Origin of the sequence: Sphingomonas sp., from assembly GCF_031426035.1 — a bacterium.
Taxonomy (GTDB): domain Bacteria; phylum Pseudomonadota; class Alphaproteobacteria; order Sphingomonadales; family Sphingomonadaceae; genus Sphingomicrobium.
This window is the reverse complement of the sequence record NZ_JANPKO010000026.1, coordinates 13352-35454: the sequence shown is the minus strand read 5'-3', so window position 1 is coordinate 35454 and position 22103 is coordinate 13352. Positions and strand designations below refer to the sequence as shown.

The 22103-nt window shown below is 67.6% G+C and carries 21 protein-coding genes; 8 read left to right on the top strand and 13 right to left on the bottom strand.

The window, feature by feature from the left end:
* Positions 1 to 2 precede the first annotated feature (2 nt).
* The 4 genes from RMP08_RS01640 to RMP08_RS01625 all read right to left on the bottom strand — a co-directional run bounded on the left by RMP08_RS01640 (position 3) and on the right by RMP08_RS01625 (position 4562).
* The gene (locus tag RMP08_RS01640; protein ID WP_310467214.1) at positions 3 to 470 is read right to left on the bottom strand and encodes a hypothetical protein; all 468 of its coding nucleotides are present in this window, start codon (positions 468 to 470) and stop codon (positions 3 to 5) included.
* The gene (sufB, locus tag RMP08_RS01635; RefSeq protein ID WP_310467213.1) at positions 467 to 1942 is read right to left on the bottom strand and encodes a Fe-S cluster assembly protein SufB; all 1476 of its coding nucleotides are present in this window, start codon (positions 1940 to 1942) and stop codon (positions 467 to 469) included. The genes RMP08_RS01640 and sufB overlap by 4 nt, the downstream gene beginning before the upstream one ends.
* Complete coding sequence (locus RMP08_RS01630) at positions 1939 to 2430, bottom strand: SUF system Fe-S cluster assembly regulator (protein ID WP_310467212.1); 492 nt, start codon at positions 2428 to 2430, stop codon at positions 1939 to 1941. Before RMP08_RS01630 ends, sufB begins: the two co-directional genes overlap by 4 nt.
* 275 nt (positions 2431 to 2705) lie before the next feature.
* Positions 2706 to 4562 carry a DUF885 domain-containing protein gene (locus RMP08_RS01625; RefSeq protein ID WP_310467211.1) on the bottom strand — a complete coding sequence of 619 codons (1857 nt, stop codon included), beginning with the start codon at positions 4560 to 4562 and terminating at the stop codon, positions 2706 to 2708.
* 116 nt (positions 4563 to 4678) lie between these two features.
* On the opposite strand from RMP08_RS01625, the gene RMP08_RS01620 reads away from it, so the two are divergent.
* The 3 genes from RMP08_RS01620 to RMP08_RS01610 are packed head-to-tail and all read left to right on the top strand — an operon-like array spanning position 4679 to position 9201.
* A complete protein-coding gene (locus RMP08_RS01620) occupies positions 4679 to 5713 on the top strand; it encodes a quinone-dependent dihydroorotate dehydrogenase (RefSeq protein ID WP_310467210.1) in 1035 nt (344 codons plus the stop codon).
* Positions 5714 to 5722: 9 nt separating this feature from the next.
* Positions 5723 to 7435 (top strand): gamma-glutamyltransferase, encoded by a 1713-nt coding sequence (ggt, locus tag RMP08_RS01615; RefSeq protein ID WP_310467209.1) that lies wholly within the window; start codon positions 5723 to 5725, stop codon positions 7433 to 7435.
* Positions 7436 to 7455: 20 nt separating this feature from the next.
* Entirely contained in the window at positions 7456 to 9201 is a 1746-nt protein-coding gene (locus tag RMP08_RS01610) for an AMP-dependent synthetase/ligase (RefSeq protein ID WP_310467208.1), read from the top strand.
* 26 nt (positions 9202 to 9227) lie between these two features.
* On the opposite strand, the gene RMP08_RS01605 is transcribed toward RMP08_RS01610, so the two are convergent.
* The 6 genes from RMP08_RS01605 to RMP08_RS01580 are packed head-to-tail and all read right to left on the bottom strand — an operon-like array spanning position 9228 to position 13382.
* A complete protein-coding gene (locus tag RMP08_RS01605) occupies positions 9228 to 9644 on the bottom strand; it encodes a hypothetical protein (RefSeq protein ID WP_310467207.1) in 417 nt (138 codons plus the stop codon).
* 55 nt (positions 9645 to 9699) lie between these two features.
* The gene (gloB, locus tag RMP08_RS01600; protein ID WP_310467206.1) at positions 9700 to 10416 is read right to left on the bottom strand and encodes a hydroxyacylglutathione hydrolase; all 717 of its coding nucleotides are present in this window, start codon (positions 10414 to 10416) and stop codon (positions 9700 to 9702) included.
* An 11-nt stretch (positions 10417 to 10427) separates the two neighbouring features.
* Positions 10428 to 11489: a nitronate monooxygenase gene (locus tag RMP08_RS01595; RefSeq protein ID WP_310467204.1), complete on the bottom strand. Its 1062-nt coding sequence runs from the start codon at positions 11487 to 11489 to the stop codon at positions 10428 to 10430.
* Positions 11486 to 11902, bottom strand: coding sequence for a VOC family protein (locus RMP08_RS01590; protein ID WP_310467203.1), 417 nt, complete (start codon positions 11900 to 11902; stop codon positions 11486 to 11488). Before RMP08_RS01590 ends, RMP08_RS01595 begins: the two co-directional genes overlap by 4 nt.
* A complete protein-coding gene (locus RMP08_RS01585) occupies positions 11899 to 12651 on the bottom strand; it encodes a hypothetical protein (protein WP_310467202.1) in 753 nt (250 codons plus the stop codon). The genes RMP08_RS01590 and RMP08_RS01585 overlap by 4 nt, the downstream gene beginning before the upstream one ends.
* The gene (locus RMP08_RS01580) at positions 12648 to 13382 is read right to left on the bottom strand and encodes an alpha/beta hydrolase (protein WP_310467201.1); all 735 of its coding nucleotides are present in this window, start codon (positions 13380 to 13382) and stop codon (positions 12648 to 12650) included. Before RMP08_RS01580 ends, RMP08_RS01585 begins: the two co-directional genes overlap by 4 nt.
* A 119-nt stretch (positions 13383 to 13501) precedes the next feature.
* Here RMP08_RS01580 and RMP08_RS01575 point away from each other — a divergent pair, with 119 nt between their 5' ends.
* Positions 13502 to 15454: a hypothetical protein gene (locus tag RMP08_RS01575; protein WP_310467200.1), complete on the top strand. Its 1953-nt coding sequence runs from the start codon at positions 13502 to 13504 to the stop codon at positions 15452 to 15454.
* A gap of 83 nt (positions 15455 to 15537) precedes the next feature.
* Positions 15538 to 16485, top strand: coding sequence for an aldo/keto reductase family protein (locus RMP08_RS01570; RefSeq protein ID WP_310467199.1), 948 nt, complete (start codon positions 15538 to 15540; stop codon positions 16483 to 16485).
* Here the strand turns inward: RMP08_RS01570 and RMP08_RS01565 are convergent.
* Together RMP08_RS01565 and RMP08_RS01560 are read right to left on the bottom strand one after the other, a co-directional pair.
* Positions 16482 to 16697 carry a helix-turn-helix transcriptional regulator gene (locus tag RMP08_RS01565; protein ID WP_310467197.1) on the bottom strand — a complete coding sequence of 72 codons (216 nt, stop codon included), beginning with the start codon at positions 16695 to 16697 and terminating at the stop codon, positions 16482 to 16484. The genes RMP08_RS01570 and RMP08_RS01565 overlap by 4 nt on opposite strands.
* Positions 16694 to 17122, bottom strand: a complete 429-nt coding sequence (locus RMP08_RS01560) for a hypothetical protein (protein WP_310467196.1) — start codon at positions 17120 to 17122, stop codon at positions 16694 to 16696. The genes RMP08_RS01565 and RMP08_RS01560 overlap by 4 nt, the downstream gene beginning before the upstream one ends.
* A 139-nt stretch (positions 17123 to 17261) precedes the next feature.
* On the opposite strand from RMP08_RS01560, the gene RMP08_RS01555 reads away from it, so the two are divergent.
* The gene (locus RMP08_RS01555) at positions 17262 to 18263 is read left to right on the top strand and encodes a glycosyltransferase (RefSeq protein WP_310467195.1); all 1002 of its coding nucleotides are present in this window, start codon (positions 17262 to 17264) and stop codon (positions 18261 to 18263) included.
* Here the strand turns inward: RMP08_RS01555 and RMP08_RS01550 are convergent.
* Complete coding sequence (locus tag RMP08_RS01550) at positions 18260 to 19183, bottom strand: glycosyltransferase family 2 protein (RefSeq protein ID WP_310467194.1); 924 nt, start codon at positions 19181 to 19183, stop codon at positions 18260 to 18262. The two genes, RMP08_RS01555 and RMP08_RS01550, sit on opposite strands and share 4 nt — an antisense overlap.
* A gap of 86 nt (positions 19184 to 19269) precedes the next feature.
* Here RMP08_RS01550 and thrS point away from each other — a divergent pair, with 86 nt between their 5' ends.
* Both thrS and infC read left to right on the top strand, forming a co-directional pair.
* Positions 19270 to 21282, top strand: coding sequence for a threonine--tRNA ligase (gene thrS / locus RMP08_RS01545; protein WP_310467192.1), 2013 nt, complete (start codon positions 19270 to 19272; stop codon positions 21280 to 21282).
* 122 nt (positions 21283 to 21404) lie between these two features.
* A complete protein-coding gene (gene infC, locus RMP08_RS01540) occupies positions 21405 to 21950 on the top strand; it encodes a translation initiation factor IF-3 (protein WP_310467239.1) in 546 nt (181 codons plus the stop codon).
* Positions 21951 to 22103: the final 153 nt, after the last annotated feature.

The following is a 22103-nucleotide window of genomic DNA, read 5'->3' as shown; positions in this document are numbered from 1 at the left end:
GGCTATTCTTCTTTCACCAATTCGTTGCTGTCGGGGGGCGAGTCGGATTTCAGCACGATTGGCTGAGTACGGTCGGCAGGAAGCACAATCTTCCCCGCCATGAGCTTGTCGCCAAATTCCGCATTGAGCAGGTTGGCTTGATCAATAGTGTCAAAAGTCTTGTTCGCGAACGTCGCCGGGTTACGTTCTCCGCCGGTTTCCCATTTATATACCGAAATGGCTCTCGCAACTGCCCATCGCCGAGTCTCTGTACAGACCGTGATCCGCGCTCTTGCTTGATCTGCCTGAGTTTTGCCGCTCTCAGGATAATAGGTGATGGAACCGCCTGGCATGAGACAGTCACGATATTGTTTAATGAAAGGCAGCGTCTCGGCCGTCACCTTATAACTGGGCGCCTGAACCATGAAAGACTCCGATCTGACCTCCGGAGCCGCCGCCTGGATCATGGAAGCCATTAGAAACGAGATCACCCCACGCTCCCTTCCAGCGAAATCCCAAGCAGCTTCTGCGCTTCGACGGCGAACTCCATCGGCAGCTGTTTCAACACCTCGCGCGCAAATCCGTTGACGATCAACGCCACCGCGCTTTCGGCGTCCAGCCCGCGCGACATCGCGTAGAACAATTGGTCGTCGCTGATCTTCGATGTGGTCGCCTCATGCTCGATCTGCGCGGTCGGGTTTTTCACTTCGATGTAGGGCACCGTGTGCGCCCCGCATTTGTCCCCCAGCAGCAGTGAATCGCACTGGGTGAAATTGCGCACATTGTCCGCGCCGGGGAGCACTTTGACCAACCCGCGATAGGTGTTGTTCGAGCGCCCCGCGGAAATGCCCTTCGACACGATCGTCGAGCGCGTGCCCGCGCCGATGTGCACCATCTTGGTCCCGGTGTCGGCCTGCTGGCGGTTGTTGGTCAGCGCGACCGAATAGAATTCGCCAACGCTGCCCTCGCCCTTCAAAATGCACGACGGATATTTCCAGGTGATCGCGCTGCCGGTCTCGACCTGGGTCCAGCTGACTTTGCTCCGCGCGCCCGAGCACAACGCGCGCTTGGTGACGAAATTGAAGATTCCGCCCTTGCCTTCGGCGTCGCCCGGATACCAATTCTGCACAGTCGAATATTTTACTTCCGCATCCTCGTGCGCGAAAATTTCGACCACCGCCGCGTGCAGCTGGTTCTCGTCGCGCATCGGCGCGGTGCAGCCTTCGAGATAGGACACATAGCTGCCCTTCTCGGCGACGATCAACGTGCGCTCGAACTGGCCGGTGTTCTCCGCGTTGATGCGGAAATAGGTCGACAATTCCATCGGGCAACGAACGCCTTCCGGAATGTAGACGAAGGTGCCGTCGGAGAACACCGCGGCGTTCAAGCAGGCGAAGTAATTGTCGCGCTGCGGCACCACGCTGCCGAGGTATTTTTTAATAAGCTCGGGATGCTCTTTGATCGCTTCCGAGATCGACAGGAAAATCACCCCGGCGCGCTTCAATTCCTCGCGAAAAGTGGTGGCCACCGACACACTGTCGAACACCGCGTCGACCGCCACCCGCCTCGCGCCTTCGACCCCGGCGAGCACCTTCTGCTCCTCGATCGGGATGCCGAGCTTTTCGTAGACGCGCAGGATTTCCGGATCGACCTCGTCGAGGCTGCCGAGCTTGGGCTTCGCTTTGGGCGCCGCGTAATAAAATGCGTCCTGGTAATCGATTTTCGGAATATCGAGCTTGGCCCAGTCGACCTCCTCCATCGTCAGCCACGCGGCGTACGCTTTCAACCGCCACGCCAGCATCCACTCGGGTTCGTTCTTTTTGGCCGAGATGAAGCGGACGGTGTCCTCGCTCAGCCCCTTGGGCGCGAAATCCTGCTCGATGTCCGAAGTGAAGCCCCACTCGTACGTCGAAAGCTTGTCGGCCGCCTCATGCGCCTCGCGGTTGCGCAGCGTGTCGGTCATCGGGCTGACCGTTCCCCGGCGTAGGCCGGGGTCCAGGAGGGCGTAAGCCCTGCTTGCGCAGGGCCCTGGGCCCCGGCCTTCGCCGGGGAACTGAGCTGTTCCAAGCTGACCGCTCCCAGCGCCCCGCGCACCGCGTTGCTAACCACCCCCATGTGCGATTTGACCCGGCAATGCGCGTCCAATGCGCAATCGGACGCTTCCTCGCTGCCCGAGCACATCGTCATCGCGATCGGCCCCTCGACCGCCTCGACGATGTCGGCGAGGCTGATCTCGGCGCCGGGCCGGGCGAGGGTGAACCCGCCGCCGCTCCCGCGCGCGCTGGTCAGCAAGCCGGCTACCGCCAATTTGCCCATCAGTTTCTGCGCGGTGGGGAGGGGTACGCCGGTGTCCTGCGACAGCTCGGCCGCGGACAGCCGAACCCCTTCACCGCGGCGCGCGGCCGCAGTCATCATCACGACCGCATAGTCGGCAAGGTGGGTCAATCGCATCTAATCGGAGCTTTCCAGTCCGATTTGACCGTTAGGGGTGCAAATTGCAACCCCTGACCGTCATTGCGAGGAGCGCAGCGGCGCGGCAATCCAGATTTTCCACACGAAGGCACGAAGGAGCAGGAAGGCGCGTAGAAGGCGAAACCACTGAGGCGAAGCCCAACTGATCTCCTTCGTGCCTTAGCTTAGCGCCTTCGTGCCTTCGTGCGAACACTCTAGTGGACTGCCGCGGTGCTGCCTCGCAACAGCTCATCCTGAGCAACGCCGCAGGTTTGCTACCGCGTTCGCGCAATCCACCCGTCGACCCGCGCCTCGAGCATCTCGAGCGGCATCGATCCCGCCAGCAACACCGTGTCGTGGAACCCGCGGTCGTCGTACTTCGGCCCGAGCGCAGCCTTGGCCCGCGCGCGCAGCTCCTCGATTTTCAACTTGCCGACCATGTAGGCGGTCGCCTGCCCCGGATAGACCACATAGCGCTCGATCGCCTTGACGATCCCGCCCTTGGCGTCGGCCGAATTGTCCTCGACATATTTGATCGCCTGCTCGCGGCTCCAGCGCTTGTGGTGGATGCCGCTATCGACCACCAGCCGGATCGCCCGGTGCAACTCGAGCTGCAACCGCCCGAAGTCGCGATACGGGTCAGTGTAGAGCCCCATCTCCTTGCACAATTTCTCGGCGTACAGCCCCCACCCTTCATCGGTCGCGGTATAGCCCGAGAACTGGCGGAACGGCGGCACCTCGCCTTTGCCGAGCTCGCTCAGCAGCGCGCCCTGGAGGTGGTGGCCGGGAATGCCCTCGTGGCAGAACAAGGCCTCGACCTCGGTCGAAGGCATGTTCTTCATGTCGTAGAGGTTGACGTAATAGGTGCCGGGGCGCGAGCCGTCGGGCGGCGGGTCCTGGTAGAACGCCTTGCCCGCGCTCTTCTCGCGGAACGGCTCGACCGCCTTGATCAGCAAGGCGGTCTTGGGCAGCCGCCCGAAGTAGCGCGGCAGCTGCGCCTGGACCTGCGCCTGCGCCTTGGCGGTCTCGTCGAGGTAGGACTGCCGGCCGGCTGGCGTGTTGGGGTAATAATATTGCTTGCCGTCGCGCATGTGCGCGAAGAATTGCTGCAGCGTCCCGGCGAACCCGACCTGGTCCTTGATCGCGCTCATCTCGCCGTGGATCCGCGCCACTTGCGCCAGCCCCAGCGCATGCACCTCGTCGCCGGTCAGCGCGGTGGTGGTGTAGAAGCGCAGCAGCGCCTGATATTGCTCGGCGCCATTGGCGAACCGCCAGATGCCGTCGTCGGTGCCCGCCGCGCGGTGCTGCCTTTCCATTGTCGCGATGACCCGGCGGAAGGCCGGACGGACGTCGTCGAGCAGCGCCGCCTTGCCCGCCTCGAGCAGCCGCGCCTTGGTTGCCGCGTCGGCATCGAGCTTGCCGACCTTGCCCTTGAAGTCGGCCCACAGCGCGCTGTCCGCGCCGCGGTCGAACGGCGCGCCGGAAATGACGTTCTTGGAGTCGGCGATGACGTACGGGAACACCCATTTGGGCGGCAGCGTGCCGAGCGCCGCGCGCGCCTCGGCCTCGGTTACCGACTGGTCGAGGTAGCGCGCCATCGCCGACAGCCGCGCGACATAGGCCTCGGCGTCGGCCACCGTGTCGACCGCGTGGATGTTGATGAGGATCGCCGGTCCCTCGCTCTGGGCGCCGTTCATCTGGTCGAACAGATAGGCCTGGCGGCGGTACGGGAAGATCGCTTCGGCGCGCGCGTCGCGATAGAGAAACAGATCGTAGCTGAGCTGGTCGTCGGGCGAGAGTTTGGCGCGATCGAAGCGTTGTTTAAGCGCAGCCACGTTGCGCCGCCCGAGCTCGCGCTCGGCGACCGCCGCGGCCTCGCCGACCTCGTCCCATTTGCCATAATCGCCGTCCTTGATCGCGCGATAGGCCTTGGACAACGGCGACAGCGCCAGTTCGGCCTTGTCGACCTCGTCGAAGAACGCCGCAAGCTCGGCATTCTTGGCGGGGATGGTCGACACCGCCGGCGCGGCGGCCTCGGCGGCCTCGATCGGCGGCGGCTGCACCAGCGGATCGACGCGATTGGTCGCACAAGCAGACAGCAGGATGGTCGAGGCAAGCAGAATGCGCTTCACAGTTATTCCCTCGTTTTCGTCATGTCGGACTTGATCCGGCACCTGCGTTCTCCTTGAACAAACGCAGGCCCCGGCTCAAGGCTGCACCGGCAACTCTTCGACCAACGACGGGATGAATGGCGATTTTCAGATTACTCCGGCCGCTGGTTTTCACCCTCGACGCCGAGCGCGCACACCGCGCGACGATCGCCGCGTTGAAGCTGCTGCCGGGTCGCAGCCCGCCCACCTTTGCGCCGGCGTTGACGACCAGCATCGCTGGGCTCGGCTTCCCCTCGCCGGTCGGGCTCGCCGCCGGGTTCGACAAGGACGGCGAGGTAGCCGACGCGATGCTGGGACTGGGCTTCGGGTTCGTCGAGGTCGGCACGCTGACCCCGCGCGCCCAGCCCGGCAACCCCAGGCCACGCCTGTTCCGCCTCGCAGCGGACCAGGCCGTGATCAACCGCTTGGGCTTCAACAACCGCGGCCAGGCGGCGGCGCTGGCTCGTCTTGCCCGGCGCGACCGCGCGCGCGGGGTGGTCGGTGTCAATGTCGGAGCGAATAAGGATAGCCCTGACTTCATCGCCGATTACGCCGCCGGGGTGCGTGCGATGGCGCCCGTCGCGGACTATCTGACGGTCAACATCTCGTCGCCGAACACGCCCGGCCTGCGCGGGCTGCAGGATGCCGGCGCGCTCGCCGAATTGCTCGCCGCGGTGCGCGACGCGAGGCTGGTTGGAGGCCCGCCATTGTTCTTGAAAGTCGCGCCCGACCTCGCTGAGGGCGACCATGCGCGGATTACCCGCGCCGCGCTCGATCACGGCGTCGACGCGCTGATCGTTGCCAACACCACTGTCTCGCGCCCGCCGCTCAAGTCGCGCTTCGCCAGCGAGGCCGGCGGCCTGTCGGGCGCGCCACTGAAGGATCTCGCGCTCGACGCGCTGCGCCGCTTCCGCAGCGTCGGCGGCGGCGCGCTGCCGCTGATCGGGGTCGGCGGCATCGCGTCGGCCGACGACGCGTGGCACCGCATCCGCGCCGGGGCCAGCCTGGTCCAGCTGTACAGCGCGATGGTCTACGCCGGGCCCGGCCTCGCCGCGCGCATCGCCGCGGGGCTCGCCAAGCGCCTCGAGCGCGCCGGCTTCGCCAGCATTGCCGACGCCGTGGGGAGCGAGTAGCCCCGCCCGATGCGTTTGCGTTTCGTGCCGTTGCTCGCTGCCGTCCTGCTTGCCGCCTGCGCGCGCACGCCGTCGCTCGCCCAGCCTGCACCGCTCCCCCCGCCGACTCTCGAAACGGGAATGGTCAGCGCCGCCGATCCACGCGCGGCCGCGGCCGGAATTGAAATCCTGCGCCAGGGCGGCAGCGCGACCGACGCCGCGCTCGCCACCTTGCTCGCGCTGACCGTGGTCGAGCCGCAAAGCTCGGGCATCGGCGGCGGCGGCTTTCTCGTCCACGGCGACCCGCGCGGTGCGGTGACCAGCTACGACGGCCGCGAGACCGCGCCGATGGCCGCCACCGGGACGTGGTTCTTCAAGGACGGCCAGCCGCTCTCGTTCGACGAAGCGATTCCCGGCGGCAAGAGCGTCGGCGTCCCCGGCAATGTGCGGCTGATGGCGCTCGCCCACCGCGATCTCGGCCGGGTCCACTGGCGCACCTTGTTCGCCCCCGCGATCAAACTCGCCCGCGACGGTTTCGCGATCACCCCGCGCCTCCATCGCGCGCTCGGCCGCTATCGGGAAACAGGCGCGCTGTCGCTCGAGGCCCGCGGCCTGTTCTACGGCGCCAACGGCAACCCGCTCCCCGTCGGCACCATCGTCCGCAACCGCGCGCTCGCAGCCTTGTTCGAGCGCCTCGCCACGACCGGTCCCGACGCCTTTTACGTCGGCCCCAATGCGCAGGCGATCGTCGCTGCGGTCAACGCCGCCCCGCGCAACCCGTCGGCAATGACTGCCGGCGATCTCGCCGCCTACGACGCCAAGCCGCGCCCCGCGGTGTGCGGCACCTACCGCGCCCACCGCATCTGCGGCATGGGCCCGCCGTCGTCGGGCGCGACCACCGTCCTCGCGATTTTGAAACAGCTCGAGCGGTTCGACCTCGCCGCGCTCGGCCCCGCCTCGCCTGCCGCCTGGCACCTGTTTGCCGAATCGACCCGCCTCGCCTTCGCCGACCGTGACCGCTTCCTCGCCGATCCCGATTTCCAGCCGGTCCCGGTCGCCGGGCTGATCGACCCCGGCTACCTCGCCGCGCGCTCGGCGTTGATTGCCCCCGACCGTGCCATCGCCAACATCGCTCCGGGCAACCCCGTCGGCGCGCCGCGCGTCACCGCCGGCCTGACCCCCGCCGAGAACGGCACCTCGCACTTCGTCGCCGCCGACCGGTTCGGCAATATCGCCTCCTTGACCTCGACCATCGAAAGCGCGTTCGGCTCGGGACTGATGGTCAACGGTTATTACCTCAACAACGAGCTGACCGATTTGAGCCTGGTCCCCGAGCGCGACGGCCGCCCGGTCGCCAACCGCGTCGAGCCCGGCAAGCGTCCGCGCAGCTCGATGGCGCCGACCATCGTCTACGGCCCCGACGGCCGGCCCCGCCTCGCGGTCGGCGCGGCGGGCGGCGCGACGATCATCGTCCAGGTCGCCAAGGCGATCATCGGCGTCATCGACTGGCGGCTGAGCGCGCAACAGGCGATTGCGCTGCCCGTGGTCTATGCCCCCGGCGACACATTGTTCGTCGAGCGCGGCACCAGCCTCGAGGCGATGATCCCGGCCTTGCGCGCGCTCGGCCATCCGATCGTCGAGCCGCGCGAGCCGTCGTTCAAGGCCAACGCCATCGAGTTCGTCGCCGGCCGTCGCATCGGCGCCGCCGACCCGCGCAGCGAAGGCGTCGCGCTCGGCGACTGAAGCCTGGGGGGAAACAGAAAATGGCGCAGCAACTCGAACATTTCCCCAACCTCGTGTCGATGTTCCTGACCCGCGCCGCGGCCAAGGGCGACGCTCCGTTCCTGTGGGCCAAGCGGGACGGCGCGTGGCAATCGATCAGCTGGGCCGAAGCGCGCCGCCAGGTCGCCGCGCTCGCCGACAGCCTCAAGCGCCTCGGGCTCGAGCCCGGCGACCGCGTCATGCTGGTCAGCGAGAACCGCCCCGAGTGGCTGATCGCCGATCTCGGAATCATGGCCGCGGGCTGCGTCACGGTGCCAGCCTACACCACCAACACCACCCGCGATCACGGCCACATCCTCGGTAATTCTGGCGCCAAGGCGGTGGTCGTCTCGACCGCCAAGCTGGCCAAGCCATTGATCCCCGCGGTGCTGTTTTCCTCCGAGTGCAAGCATGTCATCGGCATCGACGACGTGCGCACCGGCCAGGCCTCGGACGAAGTCGCATTCCACCATTTGGCCGAGCTGGTCGCCGGCGCCCCCGACGTGGCCGCGCTCGAGGCGCGCATGGCCCAGATCGGCCGCGGCGACCTCGCCTGCATCATCTACACCAGCGGCACCGGCGGCGCCCCGCGCGGGGTGCGCCAGCACCACGGTTCGATCCTCGCCAACATCGCCGGCTGCACCGACATCATCTCGAGCGATTTCGGCTGGGGCGATGAGAGCTTCCTGTCATTCCTCCCCGCCAGCCACGCCTACGAGCATTCGGGCGGCCAGCACTTCCCGGTCGGGCTCGCCGCGCAAATCTATTACGCCGAGAGCCTCGAAAAACTCGCCGCCAATATCGAGGAGGTGCGCCCGACCATCATGGTGGTCGTGCCGCGCCTGTTCGAAATGCTCCGCGCGCGCATCTTGAAAACCATCGACAAGAGCGGCGGCGTATCGAAGCACCTGCTGCGCCGAGCCTTGTCGATCGGCGGCAACCGCCTGCGCGGCTCGCTCAAGCCGTGGGACTGGCCGATGGACGGCATTCTCTCGCTGACCTTGCGCCGCAAGGTGCGCGCCAAGTTCGGCGGCCGGATCAAGGCGATGGTGTCGGGCGGCGCGCCGCTCAACCCCGAGGTCGGGCAATTCTTCCATTCGCTCGGCCTCACCGTGCTCCAGGGCTACGGCCAGACCGAGGCCGGGCCGGTGATCAGCTGCAACCGCCCGCGCGCCGGGGTCAGCATGGACAGCGTCGGCCCGCCGGTGAAGGACGCCGAAGTGCGCATTGCCGCGGACGGCGAGATCATGGTCCGCGGCGAGCTCGTCATGCATGGCTATTGGCGCAACCCGGAGGAGACCGCGCGAGTCCTCCAGGACGGCTGGCTGGCGACCGGCGACGTCGGCCATCTCGATGCGCGCGGCCGCATCGTCATCACCGACCGCAAGAAGGATCTGATCGTCAACGACAAGGGCGACAATGTCTCGCCGCAGCGGGTCGAGGGGATGCTGACGCTGCAGCCCGAGATCGCCCAGGCGATGGTGTTCGGCGACCGCCGCCCGCACCTCGTCGCGGTGCTCGTTCCCGAGCCCGAATTCGCCGCCGCGCCCGATCTCCAGCAGCGGCTGTCGAAGGCGGTCGACCGCGTCAACGCCGAGGTCAGCGTAATCGAGAAAGTGCGCCGCTTCATCCTCGCCGACGAGCCGTTCACCACCGACAACGAGCAGCTCACCCCATCGATGAAAATCCGCCGCCACGTCCTCAAGCAAGTCTACGCCGAGCGGCTAGAGGCGCTCTACGGCAAGTAATCGGTCGGCTTGAGACCGGCGGCCAATCAGCCGCGCGGCGTGGTGTACGGCACGAAGTCGCCGATCACGCAGCTGCCGACGGTGATGCCGTTGGACACGTCGACCACCTCGGCGATTTCGCCGCGGCACAGGCCCGAGCCCGACGACCGCGTCAACAGCGAATAAAAACCGCCGCCAAGCTGCGAGCAGCCGCCGCCCATCAGATCGTTGCGGTAGACCCGCCCGCTGCCGGCGCGGAATACCAGGGTGTTGTCGTCGATCACCACCATGTCGCGCGAACTGTAGCTGGGCAGGCAGGAAACCGGCGGGCCGGCGACCTTGCCGGCGAGCAATTTTTGCAAATGGGCCTCGGCCTTGGCGCTGCGCGTCTCGGGCTGGGGCGCCGTGGTGCAGGCGCCGAGCGAGACCGCCGCGGCGGCCGAAATCAGGAGCAAGCTGCGCATCGCGAACCTCCTTCGAAGGTCAATCATTACGCGTCCAGCATGGCTCCCATCAAGCTTAACGGAAGCTGTCTTTCGCCGCCCGCAGCCGGGCAAAATCCTCCCAATCGCCGGCGCGCACGAACGGGTTGGTGGCGCGCTCCTCGGCAACGCTGGTGGGCAGCGTGATCGTTCCGGCCGCGCGCAGCTCCTCGGTCCGCGCCAGCCGCTCGGCGACCGCCGCATTGCCCGGCTCGGCGTGCGCGGCAAAGCGCGCATTGGCCAGCGTATATTCGTGCCCGCAATAAAGCTGCATGTCTGCGGGCAGCGCGGCGAGCTTGGAAAGTGAAGAAAACATCTGCTGCGGCGTGCCCTCGAACAACCGCCCGCAGCCCATCGCGAACAAGGTGTCGCCGACGAACGCCACGTTCGCCTCATCGAACACCAAGGCGATATGGCCCAGCGTGTGCCCCGGGATCTCGATCACCCGGCCGACCTGGTCGCCCAGCCGCAGCTCGTCGCCTTCGCCCAATTTGATGTCGATTCCCGCGATGTTTTCGGTCGCCGGGCCGAGCACCAGGCACCCCGTGGCCTGCTTGACCGCCAAGTTGCCGCCGGTGTGGTCGGGGTGCCAGTGGGTGTTCCACACTTGCCCGATGGTCCACCCGCGCCGCTCGGCTTCGGCCAGCGCCGGGGCGCCGTCGCCGGGGTCGACCACCGCGGTCTCCCCGCTCGCCGCGTCGTGGACCAGCCAGATATAATTGTCGGTGAAGACGGGGACGGCGACGATTTCCATGGCCGCGGAGCCTAGGCGCGCCGCCCGATAATCGCCAGCGCTTCGGCGGCGAGCGTGCGGACCAGCTCGGCCGCCGGCAGCGCGCGGCCGAGCGGCGCCGACTGCCCCGCCCACATCGGCCCGAACCCGTACTCGCCTCGCTTCTCGGCCGCGGCCCGGATCGGCGCCAGCGCTGCGGCGGCCAGCGGGTAGGGCGGAGCCTCGGTCCGCACCGGCCCGAGCGAGTCGATCAATCGCCCGCGCAAACCCCGCGCCAAACCGCCGGTCATCAGATTGGTGAACACCGTCCCCCCGTCGCCTAGCCGGCTGCGATGCGCGTCGCTGATCCGCGCTTCGGGCGCGTGGAGGAAGGCGGTGCCGAGCTGGACCGCGCTCGCGCCGAGATCGAATGCCGCCGCGATCCCGCGCCCGTCGGCGATCCCGCCCGCGGCGATCACCGGCACGGCGACCGCATCGGCGACCTGCGGGACCAGCGCGAACAGCGACAGCGCCTCGGCCGGGCCGCCGCCGAGGAACCGCCCGGCATGGCCGCCGGCCTCGAACCCTTGCGCGATCACCGCATCGACCCCGCGCTGTTCGAGCCAGCGCGCCTCGGCAACGCTCGTCGCGCAGCCCAATACTATCGCCCCGGCGGCCTTGACGCGGGTCATCAGCGGCGCGTCGGGGAGGCCGAAATGGAAGCTGACGACGGCCGGGCGCAGCTCTTCAACCACCGCGCACATCGCCTCGTCGAACGGCAGCCGCAGCGCGTCCGGGCCAGCATCACCGGCAACTCCGAACTCGTCATAAAAAGGCTGGAGCAGGGCGCGCCACGCGCGGTCGTCGCCCGCGGCCGGCATCGTATGGCAGAAGAAATTGAGGTTGATCGGCCCCGCCACTTGCTCGCGAACCGCGGCGACTTGCTCCCGCACTTGGTCGGGCGACAGCATTCCGCACGGCAGCGAGCCGACCGCCCCGCCGCCGAACGCCGCGACGCACAGCTCAACCCCGCCCGCGCCGGCCATCGGGGCCTGGATGATCGGATGCTCCGGCCCGGCGAGCTGGACGAACCTTTGGTCCGGCCAGCCGCTCACCATTCGCCCGTGTTGGCCATCGACGCCCACGGCTCGGCCGGAGCCTTGGCCTCGCCGCTTTGCAGCAGCTCGATCGAAATGCCGTCAGGGGAGCGGACGAACGCCATGCGGCCGTCGCGCGGCGGGCGGGCGATCGTCACCCCGCCGTCCTGCAGGCGCCGGCAGGTGGCGTAAATATCGTCGACCTCATACGCCAGATGGCCGAAGTTGCGCCCGCCGGCATATCCGCCCTCGTCCCAATTATGGGTCAGCTCGACCTCGCCCCCGTCGTCCCCCGGCACGCCGAGGAAGATCAAAGTGAAGCGACCCTGGGGGACGTCGTGGCGGCGCCGTTCCTTGAGCCCGAGCAGCTCGAAAAAGGCGATCGCGGCGGCCGGGTCGGACACCCGCAGCATGGCGTGGAGGAATTTCATTGGGCGGGTTTCGGTTGCGCGTCGGCGGGCTTCTGGGGCGGGCCGGCGGCGCCGTCGGCGGGCTGCGGGGCGAGCAGCAGCAGCGCCTCGCGCGCCGCCTTGCCGATCGCGCCGTTGGTGTCGAAGCGGTCGGCCTGGCTCCAGTAATGGCGCGCCTGCGCTTCGTCGCCGGCGGCATGGGCGACATGGCCCGCCTCGAACAATATGGTCGGATCGCTCGGGGCCAGCGCCAGCGCGCGTCCGATCGCGATCTTGGCCGCGGCGGGGTTGTTCTCGCGGATCGCCAGCGCCGCCGAGAAATACCACAGGAAGGGGTCGGCGGCGATGCTCGCTTCGGCCTCGCTGACCTTGGCGCGCGCGGTCTTGAGGTCGTCTTGCGCTTCGGCGGCGCGGGCGCGGTCGAGCAGGGCTTCGCCGCGCTGCAATGGCGCGAGCCCGCTGCCGGCCAGCGCGCGGTCGAGCGCGAGCGCCGCCTTGCCCGGCTCGTTGGCGGCGATCCACATGTTGCCGGCGGCGGCGAGCAGCTTGTCGGCGCGCGCGTCGCCGACCGTCGCGCTGACTGCCATCGACAGCGTCGCCGCCTCCTCGAACGCCCCCGCCGCCTCGGCAAACCGACCGCCGTTGGCGGCTTGGGTGGCGCGGCAAGTCGCGCTCTCCACCCCTCGCCCCTCGACGCAGGTGGCGGGAGCTGGAAGCGGCGCGGCGGGGGCCTGGGCGGCAAGCGCGGCGGCAAACAAGACGGCGATCATGACAGCTCCACCAATTCGGCGACGGCGCGCAGGATCGCGGCGATCTCGCGCGGTTCCGACAGCCGGTGCCCGCCGCCCTTGATGATGTTGAGCTGGACATCGGCTGAACGCAATCGCTCGACCAGGCGCATCGCGACATCGACCGGCACGTCGCGATCGAGTTCGCCATGGACCAGCCGCACCGGGCAGTCGATCGCGATCGGCGCGCCGAGCAACCGCAGTGTCTGCCCCGAGCGCCAGAACGCCGCCGTCGTCGCCTGGCCCTTGCGCTCGAGCCGCCCGCTGCGCTCGAGCTCGGCCACCTCGTCCGCGCCGAACCCCCAGTCGGTGAAATCGGGCGCGGCGGCGATGCCGACCAGAGCGCGCACACGATCCGGCCGAAGCAGCGCGAGGTGCAGCGCGAGCCAGCCGCCCATCGACGAGCCGATCACCACCAGCGGCCCGGCGGTCAGCGTGTCGGCTATCAGCAGCGCCTCGGCCAGCCAGCGGTCGAGCGTGCCGTCAACGAACCGCCCGTCCGATTCGCCGGTGCCCGAATAATCGAAGCGCAGCAGCGCCAGCCCGCGCTCCGCCGCGAAGCGGTCGATCGCCAGCGCCTTGGCGCCCGCCATGTCCGACGCATAGCCGGGCAGGAACAGCAATGTCGGTTGGGCCCCGGCACGCTCGCGGACAGCCAAGCGCGCACCCGATGTCGAGGAAACAAATTGCAGCGGAGGCGCGGCGTCGTTCATCGCACTGGCCTAGCAAATTGCTCAGTTGGGCGTGAGTCTTGCGACTGACATCGAGCCTCCCCGAAACTGCAACCGAGCGCGCCTAAGCCCCGCTTTGCATCCAGCACGGGAGTAAACGCATGCCGACCGGTCCTTCGTCCTCAACCGCCCCCTACATCCTCGCCTCCGAACCCAATGTCCGCTTCGTCTCGCTGGTCACCGTCGGCGACGCGCTGATCGGCGGCGGCGTGTTCGGCGGGATCCCCGACGGCCTCGGCGCCTACGACAATGGCGACGGCACGATCACCGTGCTGGTCAACCACGAGCTGCCGGCGGCTTCCGGCCTGGTCCGCGACCATGGCTCGACCGGCGCCTACATCGACCGCCTGGTGCTCGATTCATCGACGCTCGAGATCGTCGCCTCCGACGACCTCATCCAGTCGGTCCAGCTGTGGAACGACGCCACCGACAGCTTCGTCTCCGGCACCACCGCCTTCGCCCGCTTCTGCTCGGGCGATCTCGCCGCGGAAACCGCTTACTTCAACGCCGCGAGCGGGCTCGGCACCAGCGACTTGATCTATCTGACCGGCGAGGAAACCGGGCCCGAGGGCCGCGCCTTCGCCACCGTGCTGACCGGCCCCGACTCGGGCACTGCCTACGAGCTCGCCTCGCTCGGCAACCTGTCCTACGAAAATGCGATCGCCAACCCGTTCGCGCAGAGCCAGACGATCGTCGCGGTCACCGACGACGTCACCGGCGGCCAGGTCTATTTCTACATCGGGCAGAAGCAGGCGACCGGCAATGTCGTCGAGCGCGCCGGCCTGGTCGGCGGCGACTTATTCGGCTTGAAGGTCACTGGGATCACCGACGAGGTCAACGGCGCGCCCGCCAACGGCACCTTCACGCTGCAGGAGATCGGCGCCGGCGGCGACGTCAGCGGAATGACCGGCGCGCAGATCGAAACCGAAAGCGATGCCGAGGGCGTCACCGGCTTCCTCCGCCCCGAGGACGGCCAGTGGGACCCCGACAATCCCAACACGTTCTACTTCGTCACCACCAACAGCTTCACCGGCAACTCGCGGCTGTACAAGGCGACCTTCGACGACATCGCCAACCCGCAGGCCGGCGGCACCATCGAGGCCGTGCTCGACGGCAGCGAAGGCCAGCGCATGTTCGATAATATGACGATCAGCGACGGCCGCATCATCCTTCAGGAGGATCCCGGCAACCAGCCGTATCTGGCGCGCATCTGGGAATATGACATCGCGTCGGACACGCTGAGCGAGATTGCCCAGTTCGACCCGGGGCAGTTCACCCCCGGTGCGCCCGGCTTCATCACCCAGGACGAGGAAAGCTCGGGCGTGATCGATGTCAGCGACATGCTCGGCGATGCCGACACCCAGGCCTACCTCCTCGACGCCCAAATCCACGCCCCCAACGGCAACCCGGCGACGGTCGAGCCGGGCCAGCTGCTCGCGATGTTCGTCGACGACCCGTTCCTCACCGGCGGCAACGGCAACGACACTTTGTTCGGCAGCGCCGCCAACGAAGCGCTGACCGGCGGCAACGGTAACGACCGCGCCCGCGCCGGCTCGGGCAACGACAGCCTGGCGGGCGGCAACGGCAACGACACGCTCGACGGCGACGGCGGCAACGACAGCCTCAATGGCGGCAACGGCAACGACGTGCTGATCGGCGATGGCGGCAACGACACGCTCGCCGGCGGCAATGGCGGCGACAGTTTCATCTTCGACAATCGCGGCGAAACCGGGTTCGACACCATCACCGATTTCACCCGCGGCGACCGCGTGCTGACCACCGTCCAGCTGGCCGACGCCAACAGTGACGGCGTCATCCCGTTCGGCGCCGACAACCAGCTCGACCTGTTCAGATCGAGCGAGCTGGCGGTTAACACCGGTGACGGCGGCACCGTCACCTCGCTGCGCTATGCGGGCACGGTAACCGTCGATGGCGTGCAATATTATTCCTACGGGATCGGCGCGGTAAGCGCGGCGGACAGCGCCGGCTTCGCGCGGTTCGGCGGCGCCCATTTGACCGACCAGCTGCTGCCGCACGGCGATTATTTGATGTAGGCGACTCCGGCCTCCTTGCCCGCGGCTCACGGAACAGCGGCGCCCGGCGCCGGTTGGAGCCGTGGACGAGGAGGCCTTTTCCAATGCACTACCGACGGCTTGGCGACAGCGACCTCGAGGTCTCGGAAATCTCCCTCGGCTCGTGGCTGACCTACGGCGTCGGGGTCGAGGCGGACGCCGCCCAAGCCTGCCTCGACGCCGCATTCGACGCCGGCATCAACTTCATCGACACCGCCAACGTCTACGGCCGCGGCGCCGCCGAGACGTTCCTCGGCGAAGCGCTCGCCACCCGGCAGCGCGACAGCTACATCCTCGCCACCAAGGTGTTCTTCCCGATGAGCGAGCGCGACCAGGGCCTGTCGCTCTCGCAAATCGAAAAGCAGCTCGACGCGTCGCTGGCGCGGCTCAACACCGATTTCGTCGACCTCTACCAGTGCCACCGCTACGACGATCACACGCCGCTGGAAGAGACGATGGAGGCGCTGACCCGCGCCGTCGCCAGCGGCAAGGTGCGCTACATCGGCTTCTCCGAATGGCCCGCCGAACGCATCCAGGCCGCGCTGGACTTGTCCGATGTCACCAAATTCGTCTCCAGCCAGCCGCAATATTCGCTGATCTGGCGCGAGCCAGAGTCCGAGGTCATCCCGCTGTGCGCGGCCAACGGCATCTCGCAGATCGTGTGGTCGCCGCTCGGCCAGGGCGTGCTCAGCGGCAAATATGATCCGGATCGGCCCCCGCCTGCCGGCACCCGCGCCACCAGCGAGGAGATGGGCGGCTGGATGGACCGGCTGATGCAGCCCAAGCTGCTGCGCGCGGTGCAGGCGCTAAAACCGCTCGCCGCCGAAGCCGGGCTGACCATGCCGCAATTCGCATTGGCGTGGGTGCTGCGCGAGCCCAACGTCGCCTCCGCCATCATCGGCGCCTCGCGGCCGCAGCAAGTGGCGGAGAACGCCGCGGCGTCCGGCGCCAGGGTCGACCCCGCCCTGTTCGCCCGCGCCGAAGCGATCATCGCCGCGGGGCTGGCGGACTAAATCGCTTTCGAACTGTGGCGGGTGGGGGAGGTGAAGACGTCCTCGATCGCCAGGCCGAACAGCTCGGCGATGCGGAACGCGAGGGGCAGCGACGGGTCGTAGCGCCCGGTCTCGATTGCATTGACGCTCTGGCGCGACACCTCGAGCTTGGCGGCGAGGTCGGACTGGCTCCAGTCGCGCGCGGCGCGCAGCACCTTGAGGCGATTGTTCACGCGTCGGTGCCGCAGCCGCCGGCATCGTCACCCAGCGTCAGGCGGTTGTAGAGCGAGCCGACCCCGAGCCCGACGAACCACAGCACGGCGATGTAGAATCCGTCGACATGGGCGACCAGGCCGAAATTCTCGAGAAAGCCCCACACGGTGGCGACCGACAGAGTGAAAGCGGTGGCGATCAGCGACTGGCCGACCAGCAGCAGGCGGCGATACTCGTCGGTCTCCTCGATCAGCAGGCGCGCAAAGGCCCAGAAGATGCCGACGATGGACAGCCCCGGGAGGATCGCGAGCACATAGGCTGCGGGCCCCTCGACAAGCCCGCCGCCGACCACCCGCAGGGCAAGCGCCAGCGTGACGAGATAAAAGGCGGTCGCCACCGCAACCCGCAGGACATAACGGCGTTGGGCCAAACGTGAGGCTGCCATGTAAAGTTTCCTATCCATTGAGGAAAGGAAGCTTTACAGTCTCATTCCGAGCATGTCAAGCGACCTTTACTAACGTGCCACGCGATCACTCGACGCGCGGCTCCTTGAGATGCCGCGCATTGCAGCCTAAATCGCGCCCATGCCGCCAACCGCCGCCAAGCTGCCAGCCGTGACCTTCGTCATCGAATGGGAAAATGCGATCGACGTCGCCGACGACTGGACCGACGCCGCGATGGCCGCGCTCGAGCGCGAACTGCGCTCGGTCGCCGACCGCCTGCCGGCCAAGCCGCGCGTGATGTACCTGTACGATTCGAGCGCGGTCCCGGCCGGCACCATCGATCGCGTGGTTGACCGCGTCGCGCCCGGGCTGCGCGAGACCGCGGATCTCGAAGTCGTGCCGACCGAGGGACTCAGTTACTACAAGCTCAAAAATTTCGGCATCGCGCGCTCGAACACCGACCTGACGGTAATGGTCGACAGCGACGCCGCCCCGCAACCCGGCTGGCTCGCCCATTTGCTCCAGCCGTTCGCCGACCCGCAAGTGATGGTCGTCGGGGGCTTCACCGTGCTCGGCTACAAGGACCTGCTGTCGAAAACCATGGCGCTGAGCTGGGTGTTCAACTTGAAGGGCGAGCGCGCCAAGACCATCAAGCGCACCAAGATCCACGTCAACAATTGCGCGGTGCGAACCGATTTCTTCCGCGCCCACCCGTTCCCCGATCTCCAGGCGTTCAAGAAGCAATGCGTGTTCTGGCTCCAGGGCGTGACCGCGCAAGGCCACAAATATGTCCACACCGCCGACGCGATGGTCATCCACGCGCCCCATCCGGGGGTCAAATTCCTCGCCTGGCGGGCGTGGACCGGCGGCATGGACAGCGATTTCCAGGGCTTCCACGGCGGCGCCAAAACGCGGCCCGCGCGGCTCGCTTATGCGCTGCGCTATTTCGCGCGGAAGCTCAAACGCTCGTGGCGCAATATCCTCCGCAAGGGCGACCAGGTCGACCTACCCCGCTGGCAAAAGCCGTTCGCGATGGCGATCTCGCTGTCGTTCTACCTCGTCGTCCTGCTCGGCCAGTTGGTCAGCGTCGCCACCCGCGACTTCGACCCGCTGCCCAAGACCCAGCCGCTGCCCGCCGCCTAGTTCCGCCGGCTGGCGCGGCGATGCGTCCGGTGCGCCTCCAGCTCGCGCCGCCCGTCACGCAGCAATTTGACCACCGTCGGCAGTCCGAACGCGCGCACCAGCGGCGCCAGGTCGCGCAAGAACTTCACCCCCCGCCGGCGCTTGGCGAGCCGCTTGAAATGGCGCGCGAGGTCGAGCGCGAGGCCGCGGCGGTACGCCGGGTTGGCGAGATAGGCTGGGTGGCGCTGATGAAACTGCAGCACCGAGCCGATGAACGAATCGAGGTCGGCCGAGATCGCATCACTGGTCGCGCTCTTGGTCCACAGCACCTCGTCGGTCGTCGCGCAGCGCCCGGCCGCGGCGAGGCGCACGATGAAATCGAAATCCTGGCGCCGCTTGAGGCCCTCGTCGAACCGCCCGGCGCGGATCGCGACTGCGCGCCGCACCGTAATCGCCGGCGTCGCCTTCCATATTCTGCGCGTGAACAGCGCCTCGAGCACCGCCTCATTGTCGTCGAGCACCGCGTTGCGCATCGACTCGTCGGGCCGCCCCGGCTGATCGGGCCAGGTCTTGACGAAGCTGTCGAGCAGAACGCCGATCTCGGGCCGGTCGCGCAGGAAGGCAACGGCGAAACCGAGCTTGTGCGGCAAGAACGCATCGTCGCTGTCGAGGAACGCGAGCAGCGGCGCCCGGGCCTCGTCGATGCCGCGGTTGCGCGCGGCATTGCCGCCGCCGTTCTTGTCGAGCCGGATCAGCCGCACCCGCGGGTCGGCTACCGCCGCCACCACCTCCGCCGTGCCATCGCTCGATCCATCGTCGACCACGATCAGCTCGAAGTCCGAAAAATCCTGCGCCAGCACGCTGTCAATTGCGCGGCCGATCGAGGCGGCACGGTTGTAGGCCGGCATGATGACCGAGATGGCGGGCGCGGGCTGGTCCACGCTTCGCGCCCTGCCAGCGGCGGCGGGCGCCTGCAAGCGAGGCCGCGGTTGAGGCGCGGGCAATGCCCGGCTAGAGCGCCGCGACGATGACCAGGATGTTCAAGATTGCGCTGCCCGACGGGTCGGTGCGCGAAATGCCCGAGGGCTCGACCCCGGCCGATGTCGCCGCGGCGATCGGGCCGGGGCTGGCCAAGGCCGCGCTCGCCGCCCGCGTCGACGGCGAATTGCGCGACTTGAACCGCCCGTTCGACGGAGACGCCAGCCTCGCTCTGGTCACCGCGCGCGACGAAAAGGACGCGCTCGAGCTGTTCCGACACGATTACGCGCATGTCCTTGCGGAGGCGGTGCAGAACCTGTTCCCCGGCACCCAGATCACGTTCGGCCCGGCGACCGACGACGGCTTTTACTACGATTTCGCGCCGGCCCCCGGCCGCGGCCCGTTCACCGACGAGGATTTGCCCGCGATCGAAGCCGAGATGCGCCGCGTCATCGCCCGCGACGAGCCGCTGATCCGCGAGGAATGGACCCGCGCCGACGTCCGCGATTTCTTCGAGAAATCGGGCGAGAGCTTCAAGGCCGAATGGGTGATGGAGCTGCCCGAGGGCGAGGCGATCACGATGTACCGCTCGGGAGAGGGCGACGGCAAATGGATGGACCTGTGCCGCGGCCCGCACCTCGCCTCGACCGGCAAGCTCGACCCCAATTCGTTCAAGCTGACCCGGGTCAGCGGCGCTTACTGGCGCGGCGATCCCAAGAACCCGATGCTGAGCCGGATCTACGGCACCGCCTGGCTCACCAAGAAGCAGCTCGACGCCTACCTCGTGCGGCTCGAGGAAGCGGCCAAGCGCGATCATCGCAAGATCGGCCAGGAGATGGACCTGTTCCACCTCCAGGCCGAAGCCCACGGCAGCGTGTTCTGGCACCCCAACGGCTTCATCATCTGGCGCGCGCTCGAGGCCTACATGCGCCGCCGCCTCGACGCTGCCGGCTATCTCGAAATCAAGACCCCGCAGCTGATGGACGCACGCCAGTGGGAACGCTCGGGCCACTGGGGCAAGTATCGCGAGAACATGTTCGTCGTCCCCGACGAAATTCCCAGCGTCGACGACGACGCGCCGATTGTCTCCGGCACCTCGGACATGATGGCGCTGAAGCCGATGAACTGCCCGGCCCACGTGCTCGTCTTCAAGCAGGGCATCACCAGCTACCGCGACCTCCCCCTGCGCCTCGCCGAGTTCGGCTGCTGCCATCGCAACGAGCCGCACGGCGCGCTCCACGGCATCCTGCGCGTGCGCCAGTTCACCCAGGACGACGCCCACATCTTCTGCCGCGAGGACCAATTGATCGAGGAGGTGCGGGTGTTCTGCGACCTGCTCGACTCGGTCTACAAGGACCTCGGTTTCGACAGTTACGCGATCAAGCTCGCGCTGCGCCCCGACCAGCGCTTCGGCTCCGACGAGATGTGGGACTGGTCCGAGCAATCATTGCGCGATGCGGTCAAGGCGGCCGGGCGCGACACGGCCGAATATGGCTGGGAGGAACTGCCCGGCGAGGGCGCCTTCTACGCCCCCAAGCTCGAATGGCACCTGACCGACGCGATCGGCCGCACCTGGCAGGTCGGCACAATGCAGACCGACACCGTGCTGCCCGAGCGACTGGATGCGACCTACATCGGCGAGGACGGCGCCAAGCACCGCCCGGTGATGCTCCACCGCGCCATCCTCGGCACCTTCGAGCGTTTCATCGGCATCTTGATCGAGCATCACGCCGGGCGCTTCCCTTTGTGGCTGGCGCCGGTCCAGGCGATGGTCGCGACGATTGTCAGCGACGCCGACGATTATGCGCGTGAAGTCGCCGCCGCGCTCGAGGACCGCGGCATCCGCGTCTCGACCGACCTCAGGAACGAGAAGATCAATTACAAGGTGCGCGAGCATAGCCTGGCCAAGGTCCCGCTGCTGCTGGTCGTCGGCAAGCGCGAGGCCGACGAGCGCACCGTCGCGCTGCGCCGCCTCGGCAGCGACGAGCACCAGAAAGTGATGACCCTCGACGAGGCCGCCGCGATGATCGCCGCCGAGGCGGTCCCGCCCGATCTGCGCTGACCGCCTGACGCCTCCCCGCCACAGCGGCGCCAAAAACGACTCGGCACCGCCCGCGCGCACTTTTCATCCGCCGCTCAAGCGCCTACCTGCGCGCTTCTACGTGTAATCATTGGAGACGCTCTATACCCCCGCCTTATCCGCGCCGCCCGCAGACGCCGCCGCAGTTCACCGGCCCCCGCTACAACGAGTTCATCAGCGCCCCCAAGGTGCGCGTGATCGACGAGAACGGCGAAAACCTCGGGGTGATGTACACTCGGGAAGCGATCGAGCAGGCCGCCGGCGTCGGTCTCGACCTGGTCGAGATTTCGCCCAACGCCGACCCGCCGGTCGCCAAGTTCCTCGACATCGGCCGCTTCAAATATGAGGCGCAGAAAAAGGCCAACGAGCAGCGCAAGAAGCAGAAGACGCAGGAGATCAAGGAGATCAAGATGCGTCCCAACATCGACGACCACGACTATGACACCAAGATGAAGAAGGTCGTCGAGTTCCTCGAGGACGGCGACAAGGTCAAGGTGACGATGCGCTTCCGCGGGCGCGAGATGGCGCACGGCGAATTGGGCATGGCGGTGCTTCGGCGAGTCCAGGAACAGGTCGTGCAGTTGGCCAAGGTCGAGGCGCATCCGCGCATGGAAGGCCGCCAGATGCTGATGGTGCTCGCGCCCAAGTAGGTTTGCCCGCGCCGCCTGCCGTTACGGAATCCTTGCCCTTTCTCGGCGCTGTTGCATTTCTGCAGCAACGCCGTCGCATTGTCGTCGCACAGGCGCTGCGTCCGCTTTCCTTGCGCTCCCGTTCGGATTAGCCTCGCCCATTGGCGCCGCGCC